The organism is Flammeovirga sp. MY04, assembly GCF_001682195.2.
GTDB classification, from domain to species: Bacteria; Bacteroidota; Bacteroidia; order Cytophagales; family Flammeovirgaceae; genus Flammeovirga; species Flammeovirga yaeyamensis.
Window position 1 is genome coordinate 870,723 of record NZ_CP003560.2, and the last position, 18,382, is coordinate 889,104.

Consider the following 18,382-nt stretch of genomic DNA (forward strand, 5'->3'; position numbering starts at 1 on the left):
AATATGAAACCAAGTTTAGCAAATCAACTAATAGCAATTAAAGTAAATAAAGATTGTAACCCTGAATATTCTAAAGTTTTAAAGAGGGAAGAGATCTATTATATAAATAAACTGATTGATATTGAGGATAATCGAAAGGTAATAAATGAACCTATAAGATTGTATGATTATAAAGATTCAGAAGGCAGAACTATAAATGTCAATATTTCAGCAATAATTGGAGGAAATGGATCAGGTAAGAGTACCATATTTGAATTAGTACTATGCGGATTATATGTTTTATCCAAAGATCAAAATCTTCTGACAGAAACAAATGATGGTCAGTTAAATAATCTTTCAATTGAACTGTTCTATACATCAGATAAATATTTAATTCAACTTTCCATAAGAGGTGATAAATTAAAAGTTCATTCTGCATATAGATTAAGTGAAGATAGACAATACTTTTCAAAAGAAATGGAAGATGTTAAAATAGACGTAAACCAATTTTCTTATTGTATTGGAGTCAACTATTCTTTATATGGGCTTAATGCAAGGCATATGGGTGATTGGATTAATTCACTATTTCATAAAAATGATGGTTATAAAACACCTGCTAATATTATTCCTCACCGTACAAATGGGCTCATAAATATTAATAATGAAAATGAACTAGCTAAAGAAAGGCTCTTAACTAATATTTTTAAAAGTAATAATTTAGATAATTCGGATTTTAGTATTGTAAGTGGAAAAAAAATTAATGAAATAAAATTCTTTGTAGCTGAAAATAAAGAAGATAAACTGCAATATTATAAAACAATTATTGGTAATGAAACCTTAGAAAATCAGTGGAATGACATTTTAGAAGATATTTGCAAAATATGGGGTACAATACCCATAGGTGTTACTGATTTACGTATAGTAGATAAATATATAATAGATAAAATTATTAAAGTTATAAAAAATTATTTTAGTGAACGACAATTGATTGATGATAATTTATATCCTCAAAACTCAAAAGAAATTGTAGAAATAATTAATCATGATAAAACACATATAACTCTAAAATTAAGAAGAGCTTTAAATTTCTTGAAGTTATATAATAATTATTATAAAGAGTTATCTGACAACTCACATCCTGATAGAAAAGGAAGAAATATAATAATGCAATGTGAATTGAAAAGGTTAAGAGAAATTCTACATGAATATTCAAATAATAAACCATTAAGTGATCTATTACTTCCTTCTGTTATTGATTTTGATTTAAATATTTTTGTGGATAATAAAGGTATTAGTGAATTTTCAGACCTCAGTTCAGGAGAGAAACAATATATTTATTCGATAAATTCTCTTTTATATCATGCACAGAACATAAATTCAGTACATAATCCTACAAAAAGAAATAATATAATTAAGTATAATTCAATAACATATTTTTTAGATGAGATAGAACTTTATTTTCATCCAGAAATACAAAGAACCTATATAAATGATTTATTATCGTCTTTTGAAGATTCGCCCCTAAATAAAGTAAAAAACATAAACTTTATCTTTATTTCTCACTCTCCATATATTCTATCAGATATCCCAAACCAATATGTTACTAGATTGAAAAATGGTGTTGAAACTAAATTTGATGAAACAGGTAAAAACACATTTGGTTCAAATATTCATGAGATGTTATCAAATGATTTTTTTATGGAGAATGGAACAATTGGAGAGTTTGCTAAAAGACAGATAGAGGATATAGCTTTATTTCATGAAAAAGTAATAAATTCAGATACACCAAAGATTTATAGTAAAGATTTTGAAATCAAAAAAGAAAAATTTTTTAAAACTTTAAATATTATTGGAGATGAGATAATCAAAGGTTTAATAAAGTATCAATTAGAGACAATTGAAGAAAAATTAATAGATACAAATTCTCTTGAGAATAGAATAGAGAGACTAAAAGAAGAGATTCGTGTATTAGAACAACAAAAGAAGAATGATAAAAATTAATTATCCAGTTAACAAAGAATTTTTTGAAGACAGCTATTATAGCTTAATAAAAGAGAAATTCTCCCATATAGAGAAAAAGGTTAACCTTATATTAGATGATAATGTACAATATCAAAATGAAAGATTAACATTTAAAACTTTACTACTTCAAGATTTTGAAAACATATCTAATTTACAGCATACAATAGAAGAACAATTAAATGTTTCTCAATTGAATAAGTTGATTAAGGTGTTTAAGACTGAGGCTTCACCAACTAAATATTTATATGATAATGCTCAAGATATAATTTCATCTTATTTTACTGATATATCTAAATTAAAGATCGATTCTTGTTTTTATTGTAATATTGATTATGTAAATCCTTTTTCTGATTTTTCTTATTATAATAATGCCTTAGATTTTTTAAATAATGCAACTGAAAAGGAACTGAAAAAAGCACGTGGTATTGGAAAGGTATATATAAATTATATACTTAATAGGAATTTTAAAAGTTTAAAGCATTTTAGACCAAGGCATAAGGATGGGAAATTACCATCAAAAAATATTAAATTACTAATAAAAAACCTAAGATATGATATAAAAAGAGGAAGAAATACAAATGAGCAATACACATTAGATCATGTGTTACCAAAGGTGAAATTTCCAATATTTTCATTATCCTTATATAATTTTGTTCCGTCATGCTATATATGCAATACGAAATTGAAACTTCAACAATATGACAAAGAAAATTACTTTATTAATACTTCACCATCTTCAAAATTATTTTCATTAAATGAAAACTATAAGTTTACTCTCGATGTAACAAAGAATTTAAAGATAAAATTAAGAGGCGAGATTATAACAAAGGATGAAAGTATGATTAATGAGATTAATAACTACTTGGAAATATTTAACATAAGGAGCCGTTATCAATATCATGACGATAAGGCAAAAGAATTATTTAATAAATGTCAAAAATATACTCCTTCAAACATAAAAAATATTGCAAAATTGACAAAGTCTACCGAGTCGGATGTAAAATGTGATATTTTTGGTAGTGAGCTAAATGATCAAAATAGAATAAAGCCTTTTTCAAAGTTGAAAAATGATATAGCGAAACATTTAAAAATAATTTAGATATTGCCTTTTTTACAATAATCAATTTATTACAATCAACAAGGCTATTAAACCACAAAGTCTTTAAAAAAGGTCGAAAATTTATTTTTTCACCATTATTTTCCCTCACAAACAAAAAAACCGCCCTTACATCACTGTAAACGCGGTTTGTTGTGGAGTCGGAGGGAGTCGAACCCTCGTCCAGAGAAGTACTCTGTCAAGCCTTCTACATGCTTAGTTTCACTTGAATTTTCGAAATATATCCCGCCGGAAACAACCAAAATATATCCTTATCTGCTTAAATTTCGCCATCAACCCACAGCAGGTATCAAACTAGATCAATGATTACGGCACCGTCAAATCTCTGCCCAAAGATCAAGGCGGAGGACGATGTAGCTCGGGAATGCGATACGCATTCAACCATTTAAGCCCAAATGTCTACAACCCTAAGGGAGACTAGGCAGCCATAGCAAACGAATTGTTGCCAACTAGATTTTGGAAATATCTTTCAAGGCTCTCATCCCATGAGCCTGCATGCTTATACTTGCAAAATATCAACCTGTCAAAACCAGTCGACCCCGTATGGGTGACTATCCTTCTTTTTTGAAGGGACTGCAAATATAGAATAATTTTTTGTGGAACAAAAAAAATTAGGTAGGAATTAGGAGGTAGGAGGTAGGAGTTTTTGGTCTTTTTTTAACCTTAAACTTTCTTTAATCAATTATGATATTTTTTCAACAAATATTTTAAAGTGGTTCGCTCCTCATTACGCGGGCACAGGTCAGGAGACCTGCGCTAGTGTGTGGGTTGTTCTCAAAATCTCCCCTTGATTAGCTTCCTTCCTTATTCCCTATTAGTTATTACCTAAAATTCTTGCGTCAATTCAGCAACTCCTAATTCCTATCTCCTAACTCCTAACTCCTAATTAAACCACCCCTTAGTTCCTTAGTTCTTAGTTAAAAAACTCCCTTACCTTTTACTTATAAATATACAATTGAATAATAAAGCCTATCTCAACCACTAAATTCCATTAGAAAAAAATCACCTCTTTCCTTATTCCCTATTAGTTATTACCTAAAATTCTTGCGTCATTTCAGCCAACTCCTAATTCCTACCTCCTAACTCCTAACTAAAAATTCTTGCTTCAAAGTTGCAATCTCGTGCCACCAAACATCCTGTTCGTACCCAGATATTGCCCGTTTATGCTTGTTTATTAAAAAACCGTGCGTGTTTTAAGACTTTTTTTGTTACAGAACAATAAATACTATTAAAAATTACAATTTGATTGCGCGTGTTCGTGCATGTTGTTACGTTTGTTATGTATAAGAAACACTTATAAATCTAATTCTAATTAAATCAATTAAAAACCATTGTTATATGAAGAAACGATAACTGTTTTCTATTGCCAATTAAATAAGATCTAACTTACACCATTACCGAATTTATTATCTCATCACAAACAATTGTAGGGCAATTCAGATGTTTCGGTAATCAAAAAAGTAGACCAATAAAGGAATGAGGCCTAAGGCCAATTATTGAACATTACTATACTAATCAAACCAATCATGAATAGAATTTTCTTGATGCTGACAAGTATTATCTTGTTTTCAGCAGGGGCGTCCTATGCTCAAGAAAGAAACATCAAAGGTACTGTAACAGATGCTTCTGATAATGCACCACTTCCAGGTGTAAACATTTTAATTAAAGGAACAACGCAAGGTGCTGTAACTGATTTCGATGGTAACTTTGTTGTACAAGTTGAAGAAGGACAAGATGTGCTAGTTTTCTCATTTATCGGATACGAAACAACTGAGTTTAACATTGCAAATTCTTCTGAAGTAAAAATTTCTTTAGCTCCTGATGCTGAGGAATTAGATGAGGTAGTAGTCACTGCCTTAGGTATTAAAAGAGACGAAAGATCTTTAGGTTATGCAGTTTCTGAAGTAAAATCAGACGATTTGGGTGAAAATTCATCTGCCAATTTAATGAACTCATTAAATGGTAAAGTAGCAGGTGTACAGATTACTCCAGTTTCTGGTCCAGCTTCATCATCTAACGTAACCATTCGTGGTAATGCAGTTTTATCGGGTTCAAATCAACCGTTATATGTAGTTGACGGTGTGCCAATGAGTAACTCAAACTTCGAAAATGCAGATGACCACGATAACGGTGGTATCGATACAGGTGATGGTCTTTCATCAATCAACCCAGACGATATCGAGTCAATGTCAGTACTAAAAGGACCTGCAGCGACTGCTCTTTATGGTACTCGTGCCATCAACGGTGTTATCTTGATTACAACTAAGACAGGTGAAAAGAGAAAAGGTTTAGGTATCGACTTCTCAACTGGTGTTAACTTTGATGTTGTAGGTATCACGCCAACAATGCAAAACCAATATGCACACGGTACTCAAGGTGCTTTCCCTAACGATATGGACGCTTCTGAAGCGACTAGAATGTGGGGTCCTAAAGTGACACCTGGTATGACAACAAAAACGTATTTTGATGGTCAAGAACGTGTTGTTCAGCATTACAATATTTATGATGAATTATATAAGACTGGTGTAACGTTCAATAATAGTATTTCATTAACTGGTGGTAACGAAACTTCAAATGTTCGTTTCTCTTACTCAAACATGAATAACTCTGGTAACGTTGAAAACTCTACGTTTAACAGACATACATTCAACTTCAGAGGATCTACAAAGTTGATGAACGATAAATTGACTTTGGATTCAAGAGTAACATACACTCACCAAGAAGCCAATAACAGAATGGCAATGGGTAACTCTGTATACAACTACCAAAATGCTTTGATGGGTATTCCTAATACTACAAGTATGGATTGGTTGAGAGATTACAAAGGTCCTGACGGTCGTCCAATTGGTTACGATGCAATCAACAACAACCCTTATTGGACAATGTATGAGGTAAACAACCGTGACCAACAAGATAGAATGTTGGGTATGTTTAGCTTGAATTATGAGTTTAACGAAAACTTGAACTTAGTAGCTCGTGGTGGTACAGACGTAACTACATTTAGACAAAATGTTTTGGATCCTCTACATACACCAATGTATACTCAAGGTAGAGCATTCGAAAGAACAAACTTAAATGCTGAAAATAACTTTGACTTCTTATTGCAATACAATAAAAAGTTTGGAGACTTTGATATTAGTGCAACAGGTGGTGGTTCATACATGTATCAAGTAATGGATGCAACTGATATTGGATCATTGAACTTCGTATCAGAAGATCAACAACACCCAGGTGCAGGTACTGACCGTTTCATTTCATTAAACAGATATGAAAGAGCAATTGCTTCAGTATATGCTACAGCATCAATCGGTTATAAAGGATACTTATTCTTAGATGTTTCAGGTAGAAATGACTGGTCATCTACACTTCCAATCGGTAACAACTCATACTTCTATCCATCAGTATCCACTTCATGGGTATTCTCAGACATGGATTGGAATGTACCTGAATGGTTATCATTTGGTAAGTTGAGAGCGTCATGGGCACAAGTAGGTTCAGATACTGATCCATATAGTTTATACTTACAATATAACGTAAACGGTATGCAAGGTGGTCGTCCTAATTTTGGTTATTCTATGGGTGGAATCGAAGGATCTGTGATTCCTAACCAAAACTTGAGACCATCAATGTCTAGCTCTTACGAATTTGGTTTGGACTTGAGATTATTCAATAACAAAGTAGGTTTAGACCTTGCTTACTATAACCAAACAGCAACGGATCAAATCCTTCCAGTAGACGTTTCAAATGCATCTGGTTTTAGTCAAGCATTAATTAACGCAGGTGAGATTCAAAACAGAGGTGTGGAATTGATGATTAACTACTCACCAATTCAAACAGATAACTTTAGCTGGGATATGATGTTCACTGCAGCATACAACCAAAACGAAGTAGTGTCATTAACTGAAGGAGTAGAATCATACTTATTAATGCCAACATCTGGTTCAGTATCTGTTCAGGCAATCCCTGGTCAAGCATATGGTGTGATTATGGGTACCACTTATGTAAGAGACGACGCAGGTAATATTGTGGTAACTGAAAATGGTCTACCAGTAATAAACAACGAAGTTTCAGAAATTGGTAACTCAATTCAACCATGGATGGCAGGTTGGAGAAACACATTCAACTACAAAAACTTCTCTTTATCAGTATTGATTGATGGAAAATTCGGTGGTCAAATCTATTCTCAAACAAACGCATCGATGTATGCGAATGGTAAGCATGAGGATACTATCGAAGGTAGACACGATTTCTACTATGGTAACGGATGGAACCCTGGTAACTTAGTTCTTGAAAATGGTGAAGCATACACTGGAAATGTTGACCCAGAATTGTACTACAGACAAGTGGCATCAATTAATGAGCAATTCATTTACGATGCTTCATTCATCAAATTGAGAGAGGTATCAGTATCATATAGATTACCAGCTAAATCTTTAGAGAAGACTCCATTTAGAAACCTTTCAGTTACAGCATATGGTAACAACTTAGGATACCTTTGGAGAAACACTCCAAACATTGACCCAGAAGCATCATTTACTTCAGGAAACGGTCAAGGTATCGAATGGTTTAACATGCCGTTGCCGAGAACATTTGGTTTTAAATTAAACGCTAACTTCTAATCTAGAATCTCATGAAAAAAGTTATATTAAATATATTTGTATTGGCTTTAGTAGCCCTTACTTCTTGTACAGATCGTTTTCTAGAAATGAATGATAACGACTATACAAGTGGAGACATGGATCCAAAGTATCAGTTTACTTTTATACAAGCTAAATTGTTCTCCAATGGTCATGAGGGATTTAGAGGAAACTTGATTATGGCAGGTCCAATGTCAGGTCTAACAAGTAACCCACAATATACTTCAGGACAAGGTTTTGGTAGAAACGATTCATATTCTGAAGCATCTTGGACTTTATTCTACGCTGATATTGCCAAAAACGTCGAAGATATCCGTGTTAGGCTAGAGGCAAGAATGGAAAATGAAGGAGAGCAAAACCTTGGTAAATTATCTCAAGTAGCTATTGTAAGAGTAATCAACTTCTTGAGAATTACAGCTCTTTATGGAGACGTTCCTTACTCTGAAGCGGGTAAAGGTTATTCTGAAGGTATCTTATATCCTAAATACGATAGTCAAGAAGATATTTTCGAACAAATGGTTGCTGAGCTTTTAGAAGCACGTGAGAACATCAACGAAGGTCCTTTATTTATCGAGGATTACTACTATTCTGGTAATGCAGCATCATGGGAGCGTTTAGCGAACTCATTATTGATGAAAATCGGTATCTATATGTCAGCAGGTAACCCTACAAGAGGTCAGGAGATTTTTGCAGAGGCATACAATACAAATAACTATATTTCTTCTTTAACAGAGTCAGCAATCTTAGAACATAACGAATCTGATGGTCCTTGGGGACAAACTGTAAATGGTTCAGGTGTAGCTAACGAAGGTAGAGTAGGTGGACAATCGTATCAGTTCATTTCTCATAAAGCATTAGTTTCTATGCAGAAATTAGAAGATCCAAGATTGTTCTGGGTAGCATCTCACGTTGATAACTCAGGTCCTACAACTGCGGCTTTCATGCATGTTGATCAGTATTCTGATTTTGATCCATTTGCTTATAACGAAGAAGAAGGAGAAGAATTCAAGAAAATTCATTATAGAGGTGTAAAAGATGGTGACCGTCCTGACGGTAACAGAGGTATCTTTACATTAAATGATGGTACTGTAGGTTACTCAGCATTTACAATCACAAAATTTGATGATGAAGGAAATGCTTACAACAATATGGATTATAAATTTAGCGAAGGTGGACAATACGCTCAATTAGTAGCTGTAAACCCTGGAACTATTTTACATGCAACAGCACCTTCTATTATTATGGGTTCTGATGAAGTTCACTTTATGATTGCTGAAGCAGCACAAAGAGGATGGGTATCTGCCAATGTAAATTCTCATTTCAAAACTGGTGTTGAACACGCGATCAGAAAGTACCCTACATTCTTTGGTAGCGGTTCAGATTATGTAAGTGCATATGTTGATTTATATAAGAATCAAACAAACCCTTCATATAACTGGGAGGCAGCAGTTGATAACTATGTGAATATGGTAGCTAACAATATGGGTAAAGAAAATGATCCAATTGAAGATATCGTTTACCAACACTGGCTATCACAAATTGGTAATGGATATAACTCTTTTGCTCTTTGGAACAGAACACACTTCCCATCTTTTGTAAAAGCTACACTAGGTTCAGAAGATAGATCGGTTAAAGTGCCATTAATGTCTAAAGATCCGATTGAAAATGAAGATGCGATTAAACTTGGTGTAGAAGATATCGAATTACACACAGGTGGTGTAACGAACGGTTATAGACCTGCTAGATTCCCTTATCCAAACAGAGAGTTTACAGTAAACCCTACAAATGCAACTGAAGCGGTGAGCAATCAAAATGATAACCCATCATCAGATTTCATCTCAGCGAAGCAGTTCATGAGTTTCTAATTCAAAGGATACAAATCAAGTAGAGAAGTTTGAAATTACATCATCACACCATCAGGTGGTTTGATGTGAAGCAAAACAAAATAATTCTACTTAGTCAATAATAAAGAGAAGTGATCTTATCGTAAGATGAGGTTACTTCTCTTTTGTTTTTTTATCAAGAATACAATAGCAATAAATAAAGAAACTATCATTTACCCCTCAATTTGGGAACAGCAAACGACTATATTCATGTTGTGAGGGAAAGCAACTATTATCATGAGATTTTTCCTGTTAATACCTATTTTATTTATTTGGGGCTGTGAAGAATACACCGACCCCTCAGTCGCCGAACTGTCAAACGCTAACGTAGTAAGTTCTACGAAATGGAAGGTTACTTCCGTTGACTTCAAAACCAATTTTACAGATCAAAGCGGAAGCTATTCCTTTTATTTAGAACATGGGCCTGGTGAGGTGGATGTTGACTTTAGATTTAATGCTGAATTAAACGGACAATCGCAATGGTATAATTCAGAAGCCCTAGACAAGGACATTATTCACAGATTTTTTGAAGCAGATGAAGACATTTTTTTTGCCTCTGACACTTTAATGGTGAGTCAATGGGATTATCGAGAGTACGAAGATATCGCAGATGATCTTGATTACATTCCAGGATTTTTACTGATAGGTGATGTAAGGCTGAGCACTAGAGTTTACGAAGGTAGAATTGAATGTTCTTATGAAAGAACCGCCAGAATAAGAGAAAAAACGTACCGCTATCAACTACAATTTGATATGCAACCCGACGATTCTGAAAATTAATTACCCATTTATCAAATCAATTAAAAAATGAAATTACACCTTAAGCAATTATTCATTTCCTTTCTATTATTATCCTCTTTATTTTACTCATGTAGTGAAGAAGAAGCTAGTGACCCGACTGTAGCTTTTACGGGTATTAATGGATTCGATCCCAATGCAACCATTAAAGATTCTGCCACTACTTTTAACGAAGATGAGCTCTATATCAATTTAAAAGTAACCACTCCTGCAGCTATTTCAGGAGGTAAGATTGAGGTGTTTGTTGGTGGAACTGAAGAAGACAATAAAGCACTTTCTTATGATTTAGTGAATCTATCTGTTTCTGATTTAGCACAATTAACGGTAATCAATACCAGAGCGACGGTGAATATTCCGGTTGCTAATAATCTTGCAGGACAATCGGATGTTGATTTTAAGTTGGATGGATATGTTTTGAATAGTTTATTACGCTTTTCAGGCTTAGTTACAATTCGTATTACAATAACTGATATCACTGGAAATCAAGGAGTCCAAGATATTAAATTTGATTTAGCTACCAATCCAGCAAATGGTACATTCTTCTTGACGGGGACACAATGGACAGTATCTTCAGCTTATCTGATGAAGAATTATAGTGGAACTACTGTTTATCTAGATTATACGGATACAACTACAGTAAATATAGGTTTTACTGCAAGTTGGGGAGCTAATTTTGTTGCAGAATGGAATACCACCTCAGCACTTGATGTTTCGGTTTTAGATGGTGCATTCCAAACGATAAATGATCCAGTCTTTTTACAAAATGGCCTTTATCAAGGAGCGTGGGCTTGGGTCGCAGCCCCAACAACAGGAACAGAAGAATATTATAATGGGGTGATTGGGATTACCGATACACAAGGAAATACCATGAATTTATCTACCCAACACAATGCTTCTGCCGATTCTATGTATGTAAGACACCAAGGACCAACATCGGTTTTAGGTCAGAGTTATAGAATAGAATGGGTAATCGTGAAGCAATAAATAAAAAAGGTGGTTTCTTAGGAGACCACCAGTTTTTTATATCTCATTTCTACCATTCCAGAAGCATATTGTTTACTAGAAATCAATTTGAATTTAGTAATCTTTCCAAAGGGAGAAAAGAGAGGAATACCATTACCCAAGAGGACAGGAGCGATAAAAAGACGCATTTCGTCGATGAGTCCATTATCTTGTAATAATGAATTTATTTTTCCACCGCCAATTAACCAAATGTCTTTATCTGATGGGACATTTTTAAGTGATCGTATGGTACCAATAACATCTTCGGAGATATAATCAATATGATCTTCTTTTAACTTCTCCCTGTTCTTAGTAATGACATAATTATTTTTACCCATGTACGGAAACTCAACTCCCATATTTTTTATATGCTGATAAGTAGTGTTTCCCATGATGGTAGTATCAATGTTTTTGTAAAATTCTTCATACCCGTAATTCTCATCTTTATGAGTGAATTCATCGAGCCACTTTACCCCACCTTTGCTATCAGCAATTTTACCGTCAATACTCATAGCGATGTAAGTGATTATTTTTCTCATTTGTATTTGGAATTAGAGGTTTGGTTATAGATATATTAACAATTTAATCATTAATCATTTAAAAATAAAAATTGAATTTTCTTGAACTTTTTTTTGTTATACGAGTTATTAAATTGTTGCTATTATGGTAATTAGGCCACTTTGTTACTATTGTATTTATAATTATATTAAGAATGTAAATAAAAGTAGATATTACACTATTTATTGAACATTAACTCAGATCTTACGTATAAAATTTATATATTAATTCAGAGAACTATTAAAAAGCATATATACATGAAACCTTTAAAAATCGGATCTATACAATTATTGCCCATTGCACAATTAGGGATCGTTTTAACATTTGTATTGCTAGTCCTTGCCGCCATGGCAAAGTCTTATGTACTTTCGTTAGGTTTAGAAATCCCTCAAAGATATTATATATATGTTCCTATCCTTATTTTTAGTGGAATTTGGCCACTAATGATCAATAGAGGAATAGAACCAAATCCTGAATTTGAAACAGAAAAATAGACCATTATCAGTCGCATATATATGGTGATGTTAACCTAAACATCACCTTTTTTTATTCTCTTTTTTACCATTCTTCTTCATCGACCACCTCATCGTTTTTATAAATTGATGGAAGTGTCACTTCTTTGTATACTACAAAAGTTCTCAATACAATAATTGTCGCAATAGGGATCATTTGATTAATGAGTCTACTGCATTCAAAATGATATAATATGATATATAAAATACTACCAATGATACTTATGGTAGCATAAATTTCTTTTTGAAAGACTACAGGAATTTCATTTACTAAAATATCTCTTGATACCCCACCAAATGCTCCTGTTATCACACCAAGAATCACACAAATAATATAAGGTAAGTTGAAAGATAGTCCTATTTGAACACCAGCAACCGAAAATAAAGCCAGTCCTATAGTATCAAATAGTAATAAAGAGGTTCTAAATCTATCGAGTTTGTTCTGAAAGATCATCGCAACAACTGCACCTCCTAAAATGAAATAAATGTAACTTGGATCGGCAATCCAGAAGACATCCCTTCCTTCCAATAGGGTATCCCTTAGCGTACCTCCGCCAACTGCGGTAACAAACGCCACGATAATTACTCCAAAAGGATCGAGTTTTTTATGCATTCCAACCAATGCCCCAGAAATCGCAAAGGCAAAAGAACCTACAACGCCGATGTAATAAATGATTTCTTCCAATAGTGTGTTTTTTAAGGTTTATGATTCTTAATTTATTATATTTTTCGTCTCAGAAAAAGGAAGATAATTTTTTCGCTGCAAAAATGTGATAAATCTTTTATTTCAACATCAAAAAGTAGGAATTTTTATACAAAATGAATCCTAATGATTTTACCCTCAAACCCATCGATTTCTTGATGCAGAATAATACTAAACGATATGCTAAATTCAACTGTTTTTTTCTTAGTTTTGTAACCTCAATTTGAAGAAAGGAAGTAGCATGGCATACATCATATACGATACGGAAACCACAGGTTTACCAAAAAACTTTAATGCACCATTATCTGACTTAGACAACTGGCCCCGAGTGGTTCAGTTAGCTTGGCAGCTTCATGATGATCATGGTAAGTTAATTAAAGCACAAAACTTAATCGTGCGACCTGATGGTTATACCATTCCATTTAACGCCACTAAAGTACACGGTATCACTACCGAACACGCGTTGGAACATGGTCATCCAATAGTAGATGTATTGAACGAATTCAAGGAGGATTTGACCAGGGCGGATCGTCAGATTGGTCATAACCTTCAGTTCGATATTAATGTTACCGGAGCAGAATTTTTAAGAGCAGGCATCGATAGCACTATCCAAGAAGTGACGGTGATCGATACCATGACTTCTTCTACAGATTTCTGTGCACTTCCTGGTGGTAGAGGTGGTAAATACAAATCGCCAAGCTTAACAGAACTTCATAACAAGCTATTTGGTGTTCCTTTTGCCGATGCCCATGATGCAGCATATGACGTTGACGCTACTGCTCGATGTTTCTTTGGATTGATTGAACATGGTGTTGTTGAACCTATCAATGATGTTGCCGTTGAAGCCGTAGTTTATGAAGCTCCAGAATTGGATGAAGCCAATTTTGCTTTCAAGACTGCATCAAAAAATAAGGGTAGAGGTTCGATAAGCAAAGAGGAAGGACTGGCACGTTTAAAAGATGTTCCATTCACTCATTTGCATACCCATACTCAGTTTTCAATCCTTAGAGCTACATGTACAATAGGTGACCTTGTAGCAAAATCAAAAGAGTTTGGAACGGAAGCAGTTTGTCTAACAGACCATGGTAACATGTATACTGCTTATCACTTTGTGAGAGATGTTTTAAAAGCAGATTTAAAACCTATCGTGGGTTGCGAAGTGTATCTAGTGAACGATCGTAAGAAAAGAAAATTCACTAGAGATGATCCTGATAGACGTTCTAATCAGGTACTAATTGCGAAGAATAAAGCAGGATACCACAATTTGGCAAAACTATCGTCAGAAGGTTTTATTGAAGGAGCTTATACTGATAGAGATGGTACATACGCTAGAATTGATAAGAAGATCCTATTAGAATATAAAGACAATTTGATTGCGACAACAGGTGGTCTTCAATCTCCTGTAAATAACTTGATTCTGAACGTTGGTGAAGAGCAAGCAGAGCAAGAATTTGTTTGGTGGTTGGAAAACTTCAAAGACGATTTTTATATCGAATTATGTCGTCATGGATTAGAAGAAGAAGATCACGTGAACGATGTATTATTGCGTTTTGCAGAGAAATATGATGTAAAGTATTTCGCAGCGAACAACGTTTATTATATCGATGAAGAAGGAGCGAGTGCACACGATATTTTACTTTGTGTAAAAGATGGTGAGAAGCAATCTACTCCAATTGGTCGAGGTAGAGGATTTAGATTTGGTTTCCCTAACCATGAATTCTATTTCAAGTCGGCCGATCAAATGAAAGAACTATTCTACGATTTACCTGAGGCCATTGAGTGTACTCAAGAAGTAGTAGATAAAATAGAACCGTACGAATTAGCCAGAGACGTTTTACTTCCTGCTTTCGATATTCCTGATGAATTTAAAAATGAGGAAGACGAAAAGGATGGTGGTAAAAGAGGGGAGAATGCCTTCCTTCGTCACCTAACCTATGAAGGTGCCAAGAAACGTTATGGTGAGATTACTCCAGATATTGATGAACGTCTTGATTTCGAATTAAAGACGATTGAAAATACAGGTTACCCTGGTTATTTCTTGATTGTACAAGATTTTACCACGGAAGCCAGAAATATGGGTGTATCGGTAGGCCCTGGCCGTGGTTCGGCAGCAGGATCAGCTGTAGCCTATGCTATTGGTATTACCAATGTGGACCCCATCAAATACGATTTACTATTTGAGAGATTTTTGAATCCAGACCGTGTGTCCTTACCCGATATCGATATTGACTTTGACGATGAAGGTCGACAAAAGATTATCAACTGGGTAGTAGATAAATATGGTTTCAACCAAGTATCTCATATCATTACATACGGTACAATGGCCGCAAAATCGTCAATTCGAGATACGGCCAGAGTTATGGATTTACCGTTAAGTGATGCCGATAGAATCGCGAAGCTGGTACCCGACATGAAACTCAAGAAATTATTTGGTATGTCGGATGAACAACTGACGGAAAAACTGAATAATGATCAGATTGAAATGGCCAATTCATTAAAGGCGATTTCAACAGAAACCGGACTTGAAGGTCAGGTTTTAAATACAGCCAGAGTTCTAGAGGGATCAGTGAGAAATACCGGTATCCACGCCTGTGGTATTATTATCACTCCAGACGATATCACTAAGTTTATTCCTGTGACTACCGCCAGAGATGCAGATCTTTTGGTAACACAGTTTGATAACTCCGTGGTAGAATCAGCTGGTATGCTGAAGATGGACTTCTTAGGTTTAAGAACTTTGTCCATCATCAAGGATGCCATCAAATTAATTAAACAAAGACATGGAATAGAAATCGATCCTGATGATATTCCATTGGATGATAGAAAGACATACGAACTGTATCAAAGAGGAGAGACCAACGGTACTTTCCAGTTTGAATCAGCGGGTATGCAAAAACACCTTCGTGCATTAAAGCCCGACGTTTTTGGTGACTTAATTGCCATGAACGCCTTGTACCGTCCGGGTCCTTTGGAATACATTCCAAACTTTATTGCCCGTAAGCACGGTGACGAAGAGATTGTGTACGATATTCCAAAAATGGATGAGTACTTGGCAGAGACGTACGGTATTACGGTCTACCAAGAGCAAGTAATGCTTCTTTCTCAATCGTTGGCAGGGTTTACCAAAGGTGAAGCCGATATGCTTCGTAAGGCCATGGGTAAGAAAATCTTTGCCTTACTAGAGCAGTTGAAACCTAAGTTTATTGAAGGTGGTACAGGCAATGGTCATGATCAGAAAGCCTTAGAAAAAGTGTGGACTGACTGGGAAGCCTTTGCCGCTTACGCCTTTAACAAATCCCACTCAACTTGTTATTCGGTGGTAGCCTTCCATACAGGTTATTTAAAAGCGAATTACCCAGCAGAGTATATGGCATCGGTGCTTACTCACAACATGAGTGATATCAAAAAGGTGACTTTCTTTATGGAAGAATGTAGCCGAATGGGTATCAAAGTATTGGGGCCGGATGTGAACGAATCGGAGTATAAATTCTCAGTAAACGAAGATGGTGCGATTCGATTTGGTTTAGGTGCTGTAAAAGGTGTTGGTTCAGGTCCAATCAATGCTATTATTGAAGGACGTGAAGAGAAGCCGTATGAATCTATTTTTGATTTCATCGAAAGAGTAAACCTTAAAGCGGTGAACAGAAAAGTGATGGAATCTTTAGCCTATGCCGGAGCATTTGATGATTACGAGTTCCATAGAGCGCAATACTTCCATATTCCAGAAGGAGAGAAATTCTCAGGAATCGACCTGATTCTTCGTTATGGTAACCGTGTACAAGCAGATAAATTATCTGCCCAAGCATCTTTGTTTGGAGGTACAGATGGTGGTTCAGTACCTCCACCTAGAATTCCAGAAGTTGAAGAATGGTCAAAGTTGGTTGAGTTGAGATTCGAGAAGGAAGTAGTTGGTTTCTTTATATCAGGTCACCCATTGGATATGTACCGAATGGAGTTAGAGAACTTCTGTATTCCTGTGAAGAATATCGATTTACACAAACAACAAGAGATTAAAGTGGGCGGTATGATTACCGAAGCGAAGATCTTGGAAAGTAAGAACGGTAATAAGTTTGGTATCTTTTCTATCGAAGATTATGAACAAGTCACTCAGATGGCCATGTTTGGTGAGGCATTCAACAAACACCGTCATTTCTTGAATGAAGGTGACTTTGTTTGTGTAATCGGTAACGTTAAAGAAAGCTATAGAGATAAGGGTAAATGGGAGATGAACCCTAAACGAATAATGGCCCTGTCCTCTGTAAAAGATCACTTCTGTAAGGGTATCGATTTATCGGTTGATGTAGCATCTTTGTCGGACGATACCATCATGGATCTTGTAGACATTGTTGAAGAGCATCAGGGGAATAGAGAAATGTCGTTAGAAGTTTTCTCAAAAGAAGATAATATGGTGGTGAACTTATTTTCTAAGACTTATAAAGTAGATCCGACTACAGAATTATTGAATAAATTGGACTTATTGGAAGGGATAGAATACAGAGTGTTTTAACTTTTATTGAAAATAATTTGATTTTTTTATTCAAAAAATAGGAAAATCTATAAGTTGAGTAAAATCATCAAATGTAAGGTTAAAGTGTAAATTGAACCGAAATAAAATTCTTCTATTTTGTGTTATACTAATGATTTGTATTGATATTCTTTGTTTGTGTAGTAAATACGTTTAAAATTCTTGTAATAATCTTATTTTCAAAGAGTTCAAACTATTTGCAAACAAAATAGATATATTTTATAATTGTAATGTTAATGATACAAAGATTATATCTATTGCAACCAAATAAATTATCATGAGCGAAGTAAAAATCGTTGCAGCTGCTGAAGCTGCCCTGACAAAATTAACAAGCCTAAATAAAAAAGGAGAATACGAAAAGCAAGTGAATGACCTACAGTGGGTTTTAGCTTCTTTTAAAAACGACGGTAACCCTGAAGGTGTATTCGAAAAAGTAGCTGAAGCACAAACTGTTTTAGCAGACCTTAAGGCTCAAAAACCAAGAAGCGTAGCAAAAAAACTAATGGATCAGTTGACTGAGGCATTGGCATAAGCTAACTTCTTAACTTAAAAGACATTAAAAAGAGGTTTCTCATTCATTTGAGTAACCTCTTTTTTCGTATAAAATCTGTATCTTTAAAAGAGATTTTTTTATTAAACCTAATAT

General features: G+C 34.5%; 11 protein-coding genes and 1 other RNA gene. 9 read left to right on the forward strand and 3 right to left on the reverse strand.

The features are described 5' to 3' along the window. Window positions 1–3 precede the first annotated feature (3 nt). Both MY04_RS03440 and MY04_RS03445 read left to right on the forward strand, forming a co-directional pair. Complete coding sequence (locus MY04_RS03440; protein WP_066206363.1) at window positions 4–1,980, forward strand: AAA family ATPase; 1,977 nt, start codon at window positions 4–6, stop codon at window positions 1,978–1,980. Further along, window positions 1,967–3,100 carry a hypothetical protein gene (locus tag MY04_RS03445; protein ID WP_066206366.1) on the forward strand — a complete coding sequence of 378 codons (1,134 nt, stop codon included), beginning with the start codon at window positions 1,967–1,969 and terminating at the stop codon, window positions 3,098–3,100. Before MY04_RS03440 ends, MY04_RS03445 begins: the two co-directional genes overlap by 14 nt. A 150-nt stretch (window positions 3,101–3,250) precedes the next feature. On the opposite strand, the gene ssrA is transcribed toward MY04_RS03445, so the two are convergent. Then, window positions 3,251–3,659: a transfer-messenger RNA gene (gene ssrA / locus MY04_RS03450) on the reverse strand. A 985-nt stretch (window positions 3,660–4,644) separates the two neighbouring features. Between ssrA and MY04_RS03455 the strand changes: the two genes are divergently transcribed. The 4 genes from MY04_RS03455 to MY04_RS03470 all read left to right on the forward strand — a co-directional run bounded on the left by MY04_RS03455 (window position 4,645) and on the right by MY04_RS03470 (window position 11,420). After that, on the forward strand, window positions 4,645–7,737 hold the full coding sequence (locus MY04_RS03455; protein WP_066206369.1) for a SusC/RagA family TonB-linked outer membrane protein: 3,093 nt from the start codon (window positions 4,645–4,647) through the stop codon (window positions 7,735–7,737). A gap of 11 nt (window positions 7,738–7,748) precedes the next feature. Then, the gene (locus tag MY04_RS03460) at window positions 7,749–9,620 is read left to right on the forward strand and encodes a SusD/RagB family nutrient-binding outer membrane lipoprotein (protein ID WP_066206371.1); all 1,872 of its coding nucleotides are present in this window, start codon (window positions 7,749–7,751) and stop codon (window positions 9,618–9,620) included. Window positions 9,621–9,875: 255 nt separating this feature from the next. Further along, window positions 9,876–10,418 carry a hypothetical protein gene (locus MY04_RS03465; protein ID WP_066206374.1) on the forward strand — a complete coding sequence of 181 codons (543 nt, stop codon included), beginning with the start codon at window positions 9,876–9,878 and terminating at the stop codon, window positions 10,416–10,418. A 27-nt stretch (window positions 10,419–10,445) separates the two neighbouring features. Beyond that, entirely contained in the window at window positions 10,446–11,420 is a 975-nt protein-coding gene (locus tag MY04_RS03470; protein WP_066206377.1) for a hypothetical protein, read from the forward strand. A gap of 17 nt (window positions 11,421–11,437) precedes the next feature. On the opposite strand, the gene MY04_RS03475 is transcribed toward MY04_RS03470, so the two are convergent. Continuing rightward, the gene (locus tag MY04_RS03475) at window positions 11,438–11,977 is read right to left on the reverse strand and encodes a dihydrofolate reductase family protein (protein ID WP_066206380.1); all 540 of its coding nucleotides are present in this window, start codon (window positions 11,975–11,977) and stop codon (window positions 11,438–11,440) included. A gap of 276 nt (window positions 11,978–12,253) precedes the next feature. On the opposite strand from MY04_RS03475, the gene MY04_RS03480 reads away from it, so the two are divergent. After that, on the forward strand, window positions 12,254–12,490 hold the full coding sequence (locus tag MY04_RS03480; protein WP_066206383.1) for a hypothetical protein: 237 nt from the start codon (window positions 12,254–12,256) through the stop codon (window positions 12,488–12,490). Between the two features lie 64 nt (window positions 12,491–12,554). On the opposite strand, the gene MY04_RS03485 is transcribed toward MY04_RS03480, so the two are convergent. Then, a complete protein-coding gene (locus MY04_RS03485; protein ID WP_205960491.1) occupies window positions 12,555–13,193 on the reverse strand; it encodes a trimeric intracellular cation channel family protein in 639 nt (212 codons plus the stop codon). Window positions 13,194–13,452: 259 nt separating this feature from the next. On the opposite strand from MY04_RS03485, the gene dnaE reads away from it, so the two are divergent. Further along, window positions 13,453–17,718 (forward strand): DNA polymerase III subunit alpha, encoded by a 4,266-nt coding sequence (gene dnaE, locus MY04_RS03490; RefSeq protein WP_066206385.1) that lies wholly within the window; start codon window positions 13,453–13,455, stop codon window positions 17,716–17,718. Between the two features lie 295 nt (window positions 17,719–18,013). Then, window positions 18,014–18,268 (forward strand): hypothetical protein, encoded by a 255-nt coding sequence (locus MY04_RS03495; RefSeq protein ID WP_066206388.1) that lies wholly within the window; start codon window positions 18,014–18,016, stop codon window positions 18,266–18,268. The last annotated feature ends 114 nt before the right edge of the window (window positions 18,269–18,382 follow it).